Here is a 13500-nt window from a genome sequence, read left to right on the forward strand (position 1 = left end):
ATCGCCAACCGTCTGCGTCAGCGTGCCCAACAGCGGGTCGGAGACCGAGACGCCGGTCAGGTCGACACCGTTGTCGTTGGTGACCACGATCTGGTAGTGGATCACGTCGCCCGCCTCATCGGCATAGCTGTCGCCGTCGGTGCCGGTCACGCTCGTGATCGACTTGGTGATCGAGTAGCCCGCCAGGGGCTGCGCGGCGCTGGAAGATGCTGATAGCGATGCCGAATTGCCAAAAGAATCTGTTGCAGAAGCTGACACCGTCGCGGTGTTGTCGATGTCGCCATCGCCGCCGCCATTGTTGTCGAGGTCGGACTGCAGCAGCGTGTAGGTGCCGGTGTAGGTCCAGCTCTCCCCGACATTGAGGATCCCGTCGGAATCATCGCCAACCGTCTGCGTCAGCGTGCCCAACAGCGGGTCGCTAAGTAAAACACTATCCAGATCGATTGTGCCGTCATTGGTGACCACGATCTGGTAGTGGATCACGTCGCCCGCCTCGTCGGCATAGCTGTCGCCGTCGGTGCCGGTCACGCTCGTGATCGACTTGGTGATACCGATATCTGCAATCAGTCCAGTATAACTCGACGGATCGAAGGCCTCGTCTTCCGTCGTCGCGCCATTCACACTGACAGAGGCGTAGACACGACTATCGTTGATATAGAGACCTGTTTGCGGCGTCGTGTCAGTTGCCTCGGCAATCCAAGTTTCGCCCAGTTCCAGAATGTTGTCACCATCGTCGCCGACGATGACGCCGCCAACTTCCAAGAAAGTCGGGTTGAAATCATCGCCAGTTGAGGTTCCGGAAGAACCGATCGTTTCCAGAGTGCCGGTCCCGGCGTTATCGGTGATCAGCAGATCCGCCAAAGGCACGCCATCTGTGGAACCCGCTTCCAAGCTGATCCCATAGCGCCAGGTTACTTCAGATCCCGGCTGATCGCCGTCGTTGTTTTGGACAAGCACTTGGATGTTGTCGCTTTCGCCGGGCTCGTCGGAGTCGGTCGGAGCAGGCACAACATCGTTGGAGTAGGTTACCTTGACGATATCCAGCGAAAAGTTGGGAGCAGGCTGTTCTATGTTCTGGAAGGTAACTGTCCAGATTTCGCCATCCGCGACCGTTATTGTGGCAGACCGTGATCCGGTGTCCGTGCTGTAGACGTCGTCGGCCGTCGTATCGGCAGGGCCAGTTTCAGTGACACCAATAGCGTCGAGTATCCAACCTGTCGTTGCATCTTCCGTGATTGTATAATCACCGGCAATCAAGCCGACGAAACTAATCGAATTTTCGAGTGTAGCATCTGCGTCGTCGTCAAGCGTGAATGTCGGAAGGATATTGGCGCCATCCGGACCAGTCATTGTGAACCCAAAATCCGTCGCGCTGTCCGGTATCGCGTCCTTGACAATTGTTATGGCCCCTAACGGAACGATTGCGTCTGGATTTATATTAAGATCAGTAAGCCCTCCAGAGGTCGCAGGATCCAAATCAACGACTACCTGAGGCGAAGCGCCGGGGAAGTTGCCTGCACCGTTACCGAGACCGTATTGCAGCTCCGATGCCAAATGACCCCCGAATGCCATTCCAACATTCACCGATTCATTGGCCGTTCCGTCCAAATCATCGGCAACGGTAACCTCAATTGTTAGCTGACGATCTTCCCTATTGGTGTTCGCTAGATCAGAGCTGTAGCTAACGAAGGAGACGCTGCTGATATTATAGAAAGTGATAAAGCCCGCAGAAAAACCTGTTGGATATTGGATATCTGCTTCGCCATCCTGAGTGATTTGCCAAGTGAAAATTCTATAATCTTCTTGGAAACCGGCGAGATCTGAGCCTGTTCCAAACGCTGGGTCAACCTCCTCAGTAGCGTCATAGGACGTAAGATAATCCATAAAGAACTTGTCTGTGTTATCCCCAGTTCCGCGAAACGCGTAGTCGATGACAATGGTGTAAGTCTGTCCCTCGATCATCTGCGGCGCGCTTCCGCCACCGTCCACGGATGTCCAGCGGAATGGGATGACCTCGTTCTCGGCATATATAGAGTTGGCACTTTGGATCGTCGTATTGGTATTCCAATTGGGCGTGTTTACTTCATTGCGCCAAGAATAAAGGCTCAACTGGTTGTCGCTGAACTTGGCTGTATCAGTATCGCCGAACACGTCGTCAGCGGTGCCAACGATCCCATCTGCGCCGGCTTCGACTTCCTGTGCGCTAACCAAGAACCATTCTTCGATAGAGTCGTCCGGGTTCACGTACCAGTCGTAGACGATAATACCGTTGGCGATTCCATCAGCGTCGCCATAGCCGCCGTCTGTAACATAAATGAGTTCATGGTCTGCGCTATTCCCCAGCGGGCCTGTGCCATCATCGGCGGGATCATCGGTTGGGCCCGCGTCGATTACATCGTCAGCGGTATTGAAGATGCCATCTGCGCCCGCGTCCAGGTGCTGCACCTGAAGCGCCACAGTGCCCCCTACTTCGGTATTCCAGATGGTTATTTCAGCCCAATCATCCGGCAGATAATCAAGTTGGTCAGTGGTAACGGCAAAGGTTCCGTCATCGATATATTCATCCGTCGTGATATCAAGGCTCATCGAAGCACCCTTCGGTCAATCACACTGCCGGAATGGCGGCGCAAACTTTTTTGGGGAAAAGGAGTTTTGGCGCAACTTACATACTTAAAGCGCAGGTTAAAAACCGGATACTGAAAAACCGGAGACAGAAAAGAAGGAAAGAAGCTGCCGTCGGATAGCAACTTGCAAAGGCCAACCACGCGATTGCCTGCACAACAATTTAGGATTGAGCACAATTGCCGCCTGCTAATCTCGATCCATTGCCTTACGCGGCAACAATCGCTTAACGCAACCCACACAACCCAATTGGGAACTAACAATATTCTCGAACCAAAAGTACTCAACCAACCCCCCAGGGAAGTACATCGCTCGATTACCCCACAATTTTTTTGTATGGAGAACGTTAACAACCTGGCACACTTAGGACAACAGTTTTCCACAGCTTTTGGGGCTGCTCTCGCGCGTATGAAGTCGTTGCGTGAAATCACCATTACAAACACTGACAATATACACTAAAATTAAAAAAAACATGTATTTAGACAGACATCGCAGGAAATATCCCCCGACCTCGACGCAAGTCCGACCGAGAATCCGAGCAATTGCGCAAATCAACCTATTGCAGAACGACCCCGGTGATTTTCATATTCTGACTGCGCTTTCGCCAGATCACAAAAAACCACAAACAAAAGAATATCGTAGCGATTCGTAACGGTGAAAGTTGGAGCAAATCTCCATATTTTTGCCCCGTTTTGACCGCCGAAGCTCCAGGTTTTCGCCCCCAAAAAGCCACCTAAGCGCTTTATGACGAAGATACCTCTTTGGCATCACCTACCAATATTCCCGGGTGTCATGAGTTGCCTATAAGAACAGTATGGCCGGGTCCATGCAACCTGAAGAAGAGAGGCGTGAATGGGACGATCGAAAAAGGGTTCCAGCGGTCAGGACGTGCCGCAATCACAAAACGACAGCGGGATCCTCGCAGGCGGGAAAAGTGACGATTTATACGTCATTGATTTAGAGGGCGTTTTTGTATCCGAGCGCCGGAACGGAGGCCATGATACCGTTGAGGCCAGTGTAAATTTCACTCTTTCGTCCAATGTGGAAGATCTCATCCTGGTCGGCACCGAGGATCTGACAGCAACGGGCAATGAACTTGACAACCTGATTTCGGGGAATGGCGGAAATAATAAACTGTTTGGCCTTGGCGGAAACGACACTTTGTCAGGAGGCGCGGGAAATGATCTCATTGACGGTGGAGATGGGATTGACACGGCGCTCTATGGCGGATCGATTGCAGAATATTTGTTTGAACAGGCAGATGACGGTTTTTGGGTATACCGTGATACTCAAGACGGCGAGATTGAACGCGATTATCTGATCGGCATTGAGGCCCTATCATTCGAGGACGGCGACGTTCTTGTAGACGATTTATTCCCCGTTAATAACGATGAAGATCTATTTCCCCATCCGATCGCAAACGACGACACGATTTCCATTTCAGAAGATCAATCTATCACAATTGACGTGCTGCAAAATGACGGCGGCACCGCGCTAATAATCTCCTCACTCTCACAGGGTAATCTGGGCGAAGTTAATATTCAGGCCGACGGCTCGATCGTCTACCAGCCGTTCGCAAACGTTTTTGGAGAGGATCGGTTCACTTATACTGTACTGGACATGTACGGGCGTGCTGCCACTGCCACCGTCACCGTGAATATTACTGCGGTTAACGATGCGCCGGAAGCCCACGGAGATTTCTTTGAAGTGTTGGCAAGCGGGGTCTTCGAATCTTCACTGAGTGTGCTTCTGAACGATTTTGATCCGGATGGGGACATTCTCTACATCGAATCTTTTGACGGGGTCACTGCGAATGGCGGGACGGTATCGATTAATGAGAATGGCTACTTCACCTACATTACACCAGATTTTTATGATGAAACCAGCGAAACAACCGACAGTTTTAGTTATGTTGTAGTTGACTCTGCCGGTGAAACATCGACGGCGACGGTTACCCTCAATATCGCGGCGTCGGCCCCCGACAACATTTCTCAACCAATCGAAGGCCCTGAAGCGCCGAGCTATGTTCTCGATGCACTGCTACCCGACGGCTCTAGCGACACCAATCTACGCTGGAACGACGATCAAGAAATAGGTAGCGCGGTAACTATAACTTACAGCTTTTTGAGCTTGCTTCCTGACTATTACGGATCCGGTTCTCCTGAAAGCGAAGGTTTTGCTCCCCTTTCGGACGCGCAAATCGCTGCTGTTCTGGAAATTCTAGACCATATAGAAGAATTCACGAACATTACTTTCGTTGAGGAATCAGAAAGCGTCGGCGATCTCGCCTTTGGAACAGCCAGCCTGACCTACGGCTCTGCCTGGGCATATCTACCAACGGGCACTGAGCGCGCTGGCGACGTATGGATCAATAATGCCGTTTCGTCGAACGAGATTGTGAGCCCTGGAAGTAATGGCTACCTGACACTAATGCACGAAATTGGCCACGCGCTGGGGCTGGAGCACCCGCATGAAGGCACGGCGCTGCCTCTGGCAGAAATGAACCATCAGTATTCCGTAATGTCTTATTCAGAGCATTCTGGAATGGGCGGTATCGAACCGTCAACCTACATGCTTTACGATATTGTCGCCCTTCAGCATCTTTACGGAGCCAATTCAGAAACCGCTGTTGCTGATAGTACTTATAACGTATCCAATCTGAACGACACCCTGATGACCATTTGGGATGCCGGCGGGTGGGATAGTCTTGACGCTTCTTCATCGTCAAATTCAGTATATCTGGACCTCAATTCTGGGTCATTCAGTACTGCAGGCACCGCTTACGGATGGTATCCGGTAAGTAACAATATTTCAATTGCATACGGAACAATCATTGAACAGGCGATAGGCGGATTTGGCGATGATCATTTGATCGGCAACGAGTCAGACAATGTTCTCGTTGGTGGAGCGGGTAACGACGTACTGCAAGGTGGTCTTGGAAATGACATATTCGTATTCTCGACACGTGACGGCAGCGATAACATTCTTGACTTCGAAGACGGGTTTGACCTAATCGACTTGTCCGACACAGCGCTGAGCTTGTCCGAGCTTTCTTTGCGCGATACAAGTGACGGAACTGAATTAAGTTTTGAAAGTACAACATTGTTCTTGGACGGAATTGCCTCAAGTCAATTGACTGTCAGCGACTTCATTTTTGCAGACATTGCTTGATCAAACAAGGACGTTGCCGTCGGTTTTGGCCACCCTCTGAAGTAGAGCGACAAGCAGAAAGGGCAATCTTGCAATCCCTGGAGCCGCCCCAAGTCCAAGTCTGAACAGAGGTGCTGTCAGACGAATTCGAACTCGTCTCTGATAGGCCAATGACGCTGTCCTTTATCCCGCGCCAAGTTCGCGCCACTCGGCAAGAGCAGCGCTGCGTGTCAGCTTGAAGGTGTTTCGGCTAGCGAGCGATCTTTCCTGGTTGAAATGGTTGTAGATTGAGGAATGGACAGAGGCGAACTTCTGCATACTTCGCATACGTCTGAAACGTTGCATGGCGCGTTCTCTTCGTCGGAAGGGAAGATGCGAATTTTCGACTCGATTGTTGAGCCACCTGCCCGTCTGTTGTTTTTCCAGTGCACCCATTTCTCTGAGCGCAGCCTTGTAGGAAGCGAACCGATCTGTGACGATCTCTTCAGCTTTGCCGTGCCGCTTCATCAATTTCCTGAGGAATCTCACTGCTGCAGCTTTGTTTCGGCGTTTGGTGACAACGGCTTCAAGCGCTTCACCTTCGTGATCGACGGCACGCCAGAGATAGTGACGTTTGCCGTTCACCTTCACGAATACTTCGTCTACGTGCCACTTCCATTTTGAAAAGGCTCGGAGTTGCTGAACACGCTTTCTTCGGATCTCTGATGCGAACATCGGGCCAAACCTGTTCCACCAATAGCGGACGGTTTCATGGCTGACATCGATCCCGCGTTCATGCAGCAGATCTTCGACATTCCGAAGCGAGAGCGGGAAACGGATATACAGCATCACAGCAAGGCGGATGATCTCAGGGCTGGTTTTAAAGTATTTGAATGAGGCAGGTTTGTTCATTCCCAAACGCTACGCAAACACCCTGCCCCGCTCAAGCAAAGTTCTTCTGACAAGACCCGCCCAATGTTTGCAATACGGACTAAGCCGACACCTAGCGAGCCCGGCATTTCGGCTCGATGCTGCGTCTCGCCCACTGTCTCATTTTGCCCAAGCTGGCCTCAATGGATTCCCGCCGCTCGAGTTCTTCAGAACCCAATTGGCATAACGCAATTCGCATTTTGCGTGTTAATAATCTAATATCAGCTGTGTCCGTGATGCGCCCCTTATCGAGGAACCTGCGATGCCGTCCGAACGCCGGAAGCGCCGACTTGCAGCCATACTTGCAGCCGACGTGGTTGGTTACGGCCGTCACATGGAGCGTAACGAGGCCGACACCTATGAACGCCTGCGCAATTTGCGCAAGACGTTGCTAGAGCCGTCGGTGCAGAAGCATCGAGGACGTATCTTCAAAATCATGGGCGACGGTTTTTTGATTGAGTTCAACAGCGTCGTCGATGCGGTGGATTGCGCGGTAACCATTCAGAGGGCGCTGCGCGACTACAACCGCGAATTTGCCGAAGACCGTCAACTGACACTGCGGATCGGCGTGACGGTGGGCGACGTGATTCTTGAAGGCGACGACCGGCACGGCGAGGGTGTGATCCTAGCCTCGCGTCTCCAAGAACAGGCCGATCCGGGCGGGGTGCTGATCTCGCAACCTGCCTATCTTCAATTGGCGTCGAACCAGAAAGCAATGTTCGAGGATCGCGGCGAGCGCAGTTTGAAGAATATACTGCTGAAAGTCCAGGTTTACGGCTGGACAGACAATCTAGTGCCAATGCCTAATATGCGACGGCGGCTCCACCTATTGGTAGCGGGGGGTGCGGTTCTCACGGCGGCACTGGTGTCGCTTCTGGCGGTGCTTCATTTCATGCCTTCAGACAGTGCGCCGCTGCCGCCGCTTCCGGCGGGTCCTAGGCTGGCAATCGTACCGTTTGATATCCTTAGCAATAATGCCGAAAGTGCGCAGCTTGCGACCGGCTTGACGGAAGCGGTGTCGACGGAAATGTCGAAATTCGCTGACTTGTTCGTGCTGTCGCTGAACGCGACCCGCCCCTATCAAGGGGCCAATGGTGATCTCCGGCGTATTAATAAAGAACTAGGTGCCGACTATGTTCTGGAAGGGAACCTGTGGCGATCCGACCACCGACTCAGGGTCACGGCCCGTCTGACCGACGCGCGAGAGATGCATATGCTTTGGTCGCAGACCTATGACGGCGATCTGAGTGCCGAAAACATTTTCGACGTTCTGGACGAGATTACCGCAGGCGTAGTCGCGACGGTCGGCACACGATCGGGCGTGCTAAAACTTGAGGAGGCCCGTCGCGTTCGTGCCATGCGCACCGACAATTTGACGGCTTACGAATGTGTGGCTCTTTACGATTACTACGGGATCAACGTGTCGCGCACCGACAGGGCAAGCGTGCGCGAATGCTTGGGCAGGGCGGTGAAGCTTGACCCCGACTATGCGCAAGCTTGGTCTTACCTTTCCGCCATCTTGATAGAGACCTACAAGAACGAGTCTCATACCGAGGCTGAGGCGCAGGCATTGCTCGACCGCGCGGACGCAGCAGCAAAACGCGCAATCGAACTCGATAACGCGAATGCAGACCCCTACTACCGGCGCGCCGTCATCGGTCAAATGCGCGGCGAAGGTTATGCGGCCTTTAAGGAAATGGCCGACAAGGCGCTGGCGCTGAACCCGAACGATGCGGACATGATAGGTGATCTTGGCAACTTTTCCTACTATTCGGGCGATCTGGAGCGCGGCAAGGAACTCGTCGGGCGGATGATGGAGATCAATCCTCGTTATCCGTCGTGGGCGCACTTCGTGTTCTTCCTGGATAATTTCCGGAACGAAAAGTTCCCTGAAGCATTGGCAGAAGTGGTCAAGATCACGTTACCCAACCACTGTTTCATTCAATGGTCAAAGGCGGCCGCCTACGGCAAGGTGGGCGATACCGTTAACGGCAAGGCGACCTTGGACCATATCGCTACTATCGAACCGCCCTGCGGAAACGATCCCCGCTTCCCTATGCGTCAGCGCAAGCTTCCTGAGGATTTGATCGCATCGTATGTGGACGGGCTCGAAAAAGCCGGGATGAAAGTGCCGCCCGACACGCAGTGATCTTCGGTTCGGACCGGAGCTCTAATAATCTGTTTGTAGAGCGATAACCCTTTAAAAAGTAGACCGGACGTCCAGAAAAAAGTCATCGGACCAAAGCTTCCTTCAATTCTAACGGCGAAATTTCTGTGGCTGCTTCGGGCTCGAAGCAGTCATTGACTCAATCGCGGCGAATGTCTGCTCTGCGGACAAAGCTCACCTTAAACCTTTCAGGGCCCTACCTCTCCTAGCAACTCAAAGTGCTCGATGCTGGCCGAGGCAATCAAATCTCGCTCCTCGGGCTCGATCCGCGCTTCGAGCCAGTTGTCGCCCGCGAAAGCTTTTATCGAAGCCAAGTCGCGCCAGAGCATGGTCATGCAGAACGCATTCGGGTCGTCTCTCCAAGGTTTTCCGGCCGCCACCCAGATCAAGCCGTCCTGACTTTTCACAAGAGGCAGTATCTGATCGCGAAAAATCGTCTCAAATTCTTCGGCCTTGCTTTCGTGTACGGTTAATCGGAACTGGCGGAGCAGCATTTCGGTTCCTCCGGATTCTTTGGCCTCAACAATAATAACATATAGAGACGACCGTCTTGGGCTCAACGCGGTCATCTGACAAAAACCGTCGGATGACGGCTTTCGCTGCCAAAGCAGACACAAGGGGTTCTGAAGCCACGCTTGTATCAAGATCCGCAATACGTACCCATAACCGCCCTGCCCTGCTCAAGCCAAGTTCTTCTGACAAGACCGTTCAGCGAGTTCTGCTCTGTGGAAGAAATCGGGACTACGTTTCGGGCACTTAGCGGAAATCTTAAAGTTTCTGCGGGGCTCTGACCAGCCCGGATAGCGTGAACGCTTGATTTGCGGCTGGACTAACCATTGACTGGGGCTCTCGGTTCCTATTGGGGAATGGCCAGAAAGATATCACTGAACGGATCAAGTTTTCTTACAGCGTAGATAATTCCAGTTCGACCATCTGCCCGAGGTCGCGCAACATACCGATTTGTTGCTCGTTCAGTTCGCGTGGCCGCACATCGATTACGCAGAAGGTGCCCACGCGACTGTTGTTCGGAAGTGCGAGAGGGTAGCCAGCGTAAAACCGTACTCTAGGATCATTCGTCACCAGTGGATTGTCTGCAAACCGGGGATCGGCTAGTGCGTCGTTTACCACCAGCATGTTTTCTTCGTGCAGCGCATGCGCGCAAAATGACACTTCCCGTGTAGTTTCATCCACGGCTAATCCGTGCCTGGACTTAAACCATTGACGGTCGCGGTCTACTAGACTGACCAGCGCGATCGGGACATTAAACAAAGTGGCCGCGAGCCGCGTGTATCTGTCAAACCGATCCTCAGGCTCCGTATCCAGAATATTTAAGCGATGAAGAGACTCAAGGCGGCTGTCCTCATCGTGCGGAAGGGGTGAGCGGATCCAACGGCAAGTGTTGCGCAGTAACCATGCCCGAACACGTGTGCGGGCGTATTCTGTCGAGAACGGCTTAAGCAGAATGTCATCGACGAATTCAGCAGCGCTAGTCAGTTCATTTTCGTCATCTGTGACGGCGACAATCGTTGCCTCAGCAGAGTGCGCGCTTCCAATGGTTCGAATCTTCTGCGCTACATCGAGGCAGAAGCCTTTCTCCAGTTGTTCATCAAGGATAATGAGAGATGGTTGCTTGGCCGCCGCCACCTGCAGAACTTCTTTTGCGTTCTCCGCTACAACAATCCGTGCGTCCTCAGTTTCGCAAATTTCCGATATCAAATTCACTAGGAGCGGATCGACACTTCCCAACAAGACATCGTGGTCCAACAGCGCCGGAATAATTGGAGTGACCGCCGAAAATGCACTGTTGTCTGTAGATGAGGAAACCCTGTCACTGTAAGCAATCTCGATTGACATGCCTTCTTGTGCTGCGAAAACGTCAAGTGACGCATTGGATGCCGCAGCGTAGCCGCTTGCCGCTCGTTCGATTTCGGTAATGCTGTCATCATGTCTGAGCGGATCGTGATGAGTAAAGGCAAGCCTCTTTGCATTGGCCAATCGACACATGTCCACAACCCGTTCAATCGAACTGTGCCCCCATCCAACCTTCGATGGATATTCTGCTGCGGTGTACTGTGCGTCATGGATTACAAGATCGGCATTTCCTAAGAAATCTATGTGATGGCGATCTTGTTCGCTTATACCTGCCACGCCAGCCCCGAATTGACGGGAGTAAGGCTCATGATCACAGGCATAGACGACTGCTGCACCATCGACCTCAAGCCTGTACCCCAACGTCAAAGCGGGATGGTTCAGATATTGACTTCGGATCTTAATATCGCTGACTTCAAACACACCTTCCAAGATGTCATGATACCGAATGGTAGATAAGAAGGATTCAAGCGTGATGGGAAAGTATGTATACTCCATTTGGCCAGCGAGGACGTTTTTTAAACTTTGGTTCAGTCCACGTGGAGCATAAATGTCCCATTCATTTCCGGGCTTGAAGAATGGTCCAAAAAACGGAATGCCTTGGATGTGATCCCAGTGAGTATGGGTGATTAGGATATGACCAATAATGGGACCAGCGCTATCCTTCATCAAAGCCTCGCCCAGATTCTGCAGACCGGTTCCACAATCCAAGATAACTAGAGTTCCTGAAGCCGAGCGAACTTCTACGCAAGACGTGTTGCCACCATAGCGCACTGTTCCTGAACCGGGTTTAGCGATTGAGCCACGAGTGCCCCAGAATCTTACTTGCATGCGCGAACTCCTCCTATGCTGGAAGATGAATTGCATAGTAGCATGCCGGGAGCACCGAGTAACGTTCCAACGCGAGAGGCCATTGGTCCAGCCAAATTAGAAGCCCAGGCCATAGGCGCAGCCATGAAGGTTTATGGGGTCAATAACACGACATCTGCATGCAGCTGTAAAAGAAATTGAGCCGACCCAGGAAGAGTGGATGCAAGCCATTGAATTTCCGACAAAGACTGGTCAGATGTGCGATGACTGGCGGCAGGAGTACATGCTTTTGTCAGACATTCTCGGCGTTTCAATGTTGGTTGATGCAATCAACTCAAGACGGCCCGTTGGAGCGTCAGAAAACACGGCACTCGGACCATTTCATATTGGCGGAACCCTGAATACGAAATGGGAACTAACAATTGCCTCGATGGTAAAGGCGAAGACCTTGGTGTTCGGGAAACCGGATATAAAGCATCACGGCCAAGCGGATAATCTCGGGACTGGTTTTGAAGTACTTGAAGGAGGCAGGTTTGGTCATTCCCAAACGCTACGCAACCACCCTGCCCGCCTCAAGACAAGTTCTTCTGACATGACCGTCTGAACGTCTGCTGCGCTGACCAAACTGACTTTGGCTTTAAGTTAAAAGTCCAGCTCGAACCCGACATCTGCGTTAGGCGCGACTTCTCGAAAGTGCCATTGATTGACGGCTCCCTGCGCAAACACACAGTGAAGTTTTAGCACCCTAATCCGATATGCCGGCCTTCTCTAACCCTTCCAAGTAGAGAGCCATTTGCTCTTCCCGCTTCAAGAAAAAAAGCTTTTTTTCAGCGAATTTTTGACTGAAGTCCGGCCGTTCCCTCAGCAGACGATTTTTCATTTGCCGCGCCTCGTCAATCCGATCAAGATAGGCTAGCGCTACCGTTGCGTGAGCCAATGCCCAATATTGGCAGTTCGGAATGTCCGCGGCCCGCTCTGCCCAGTCCAGCGCTTTCTCAAATTGACGGTCGAACAGAAAGTTAAGCGAGCCGTAGCTCAAAAATGCCCAAAGCTGTGGGTGGTTCGGGCTCATATCTACCGCTTTTTCGAACTGCAGTTCGGCTTCCTCGTAGCGTCCTTCATATGCAAGGGAATCCCCGAGCGCGCAGAATGCAGGGGCCAAGGTCGGGTTCAACTGAATGGCTTTTTCGTTCTCCGCGAGTGCAGCGCGATACTCCTTACGAGCCAATTGCACTCGCCCCATCAACATGTAGAGCAAGGCGTTCTGACTATCGAGCGACACGGCCTGCCGAGCCGCGACCAGCGCCTCATCCATCAACGCGGGATCAGGCTCTGTATCCCAATAGACCATTCCGAGGATGGTCGCGTAGGCCCACATGCCGTGGGCTTCGGCATAGTTTGGGTCAAGCTCCCGGGCGCGCAGCAACAGGCGTTGTGCCTCATTGTTTCCTTCACTCGTAAACTTGTAGAAGTTAGCGACACCCAAGTGAAAAGCGTCCCAAGCATTAATATCCGGGCGCGGTGCCTTTTCGATCTTCTGCCGGATGGCTAGGCCGATCTCTGGCTCAATTCGACCAACAATGGTCTGGGTGATCTCGTCCTGAAGTTCAAAAATATCCTCTAAGTTTCGATCGTAGCGCTCCGCCCAGATGTGCGCGCCAGTGCTGGTGTCTATCAATTGGCCGGTCACCCGGATGCGCTTCCCCGCCTTACGTACAGAGCCCTCCAGAACATAGGTCACACCAAATTCTGCAGCTAGTGAGGTTACATTGGGGGATTGTCCCTTGTAAGCGAATGTCGTGTTGCGGGCGATTACGTCCAGCCAGCGGTGTTTGGAGAGTGCAGTTATAATGTCTTCCGTTAGGCCGTCGGAAAAGTATTCTTGCTCCGGATCAACGGACATGTTGTCGAAAGGCAGCACGGCAATGCAAGGTTTCGAGTATCCTTCTTTTGTTCTTTCCCCATCGTCACCT

The 13500-nt window shown here is 52.3% G+C and carries 7 protein-coding genes and 2 pseudogenes; 3 read left to right on the plus strand and 6 right to left on the minus strand.

What is annotated here, in order from left to right; genetic code table 11:
- The coding region (locus AC2FNV_RS22030; protein ID WP_496774516.1) for a beta strand repeat-containing protein at window positions 1-2586 on the minus strand (2586 nt) is incomplete at its 3' end.
- Window positions 2587-3474: 888 nt separating this feature from the next.
- Between AC2FNV_RS22030 and AC2FNV_RS22035 the strand changes: the two genes are divergently transcribed.
- On the plus strand, window positions 3475-5793 hold the full coding sequence (locus tag AC2FNV_RS22035; protein ID WP_170608528.1) for an Ig-like domain-containing protein: 2319 nt from the start codon (window positions 3475-3477) through the stop codon (window positions 5791-5793).
- 162 nt (window positions 5794-5955) lie between these two features.
- On the opposite strand, the gene AC2FNV_RS22040 is transcribed toward AC2FNV_RS22035, so the two are convergent.
- On the minus strand, window positions 5956-6663 hold the full coding sequence (locus AC2FNV_RS22040; RefSeq protein WP_170611036.1) for an IS6 family transposase: 708 nt from the start codon (window positions 6661-6663) through the stop codon (window positions 5956-5958).
- A gap of 280 nt (window positions 6664-6943) precedes the next feature.
- Here AC2FNV_RS22040 and AC2FNV_RS22045 point away from each other — a divergent pair, with 280 nt between their 5' ends.
- Window positions 6944-8830, plus strand: coding sequence for an adenylate/guanylate cyclase domain-containing protein (locus tag AC2FNV_RS22045; protein WP_170608524.1), 1887 nt, complete (start codon window positions 6944-6946; stop codon window positions 8828-8830).
- A gap of 206 nt (window positions 8831-9036) precedes the next feature.
- On the opposite strand, the gene AC2FNV_RS22050 is transcribed toward AC2FNV_RS22045, so the two are convergent.
- Window positions 9037-9342, minus strand: a complete 306-nt coding sequence (locus tag AC2FNV_RS22050) for an antibiotic biosynthesis monooxygenase family protein (protein ID WP_170611039.1) — start codon at window positions 9340-9342, stop codon at window positions 9037-9039.
- Between the two features lie 409 nt (window positions 9343-9751).
- On the minus strand, window positions 9752-11548 hold the full coding sequence (locus tag AC2FNV_RS22055) for an MBL fold metallo-hydrolase (RefSeq protein ID WP_170608520.1): 1797 nt from the start codon (window positions 11546-11548) through the stop codon (window positions 9752-9754).
- Window positions 11549-11681: 133 nt separating this feature from the next.
- Between AC2FNV_RS22055 and AC2FNV_RS22060 the strand changes: the two are divergent.
- Window positions 11682-11822: pseudogene (locus AC2FNV_RS22060) on the plus strand (dioxygenase); the annotation flags it as partial.
- 162 nt (window positions 11823-11984) lie between these two features.
- Here AC2FNV_RS22060 and AC2FNV_RS22065 read toward each other — a convergent pair.
- Together AC2FNV_RS22065 and AC2FNV_RS22070 are read right to left on the minus strand one after the other, a co-directional pair.
- Window positions 11985-12068 (minus strand): annotated as a pseudogene (locus tag AC2FNV_RS22065) (IS6 family transposase); the annotation flags it as partial.
- A gap of 204 nt (window positions 12069-12272) precedes the next feature.
- A partial coding sequence (locus AC2FNV_RS22070) for a tetratricopeptide repeat protein (protein ID WP_496774518.1) occupies window positions 12273-13500 on the minus strand: 1228 nt, incomplete at its 5' end.

The organism is Ruegeria sp. BHSA163, from assembly GCF_059613365.1.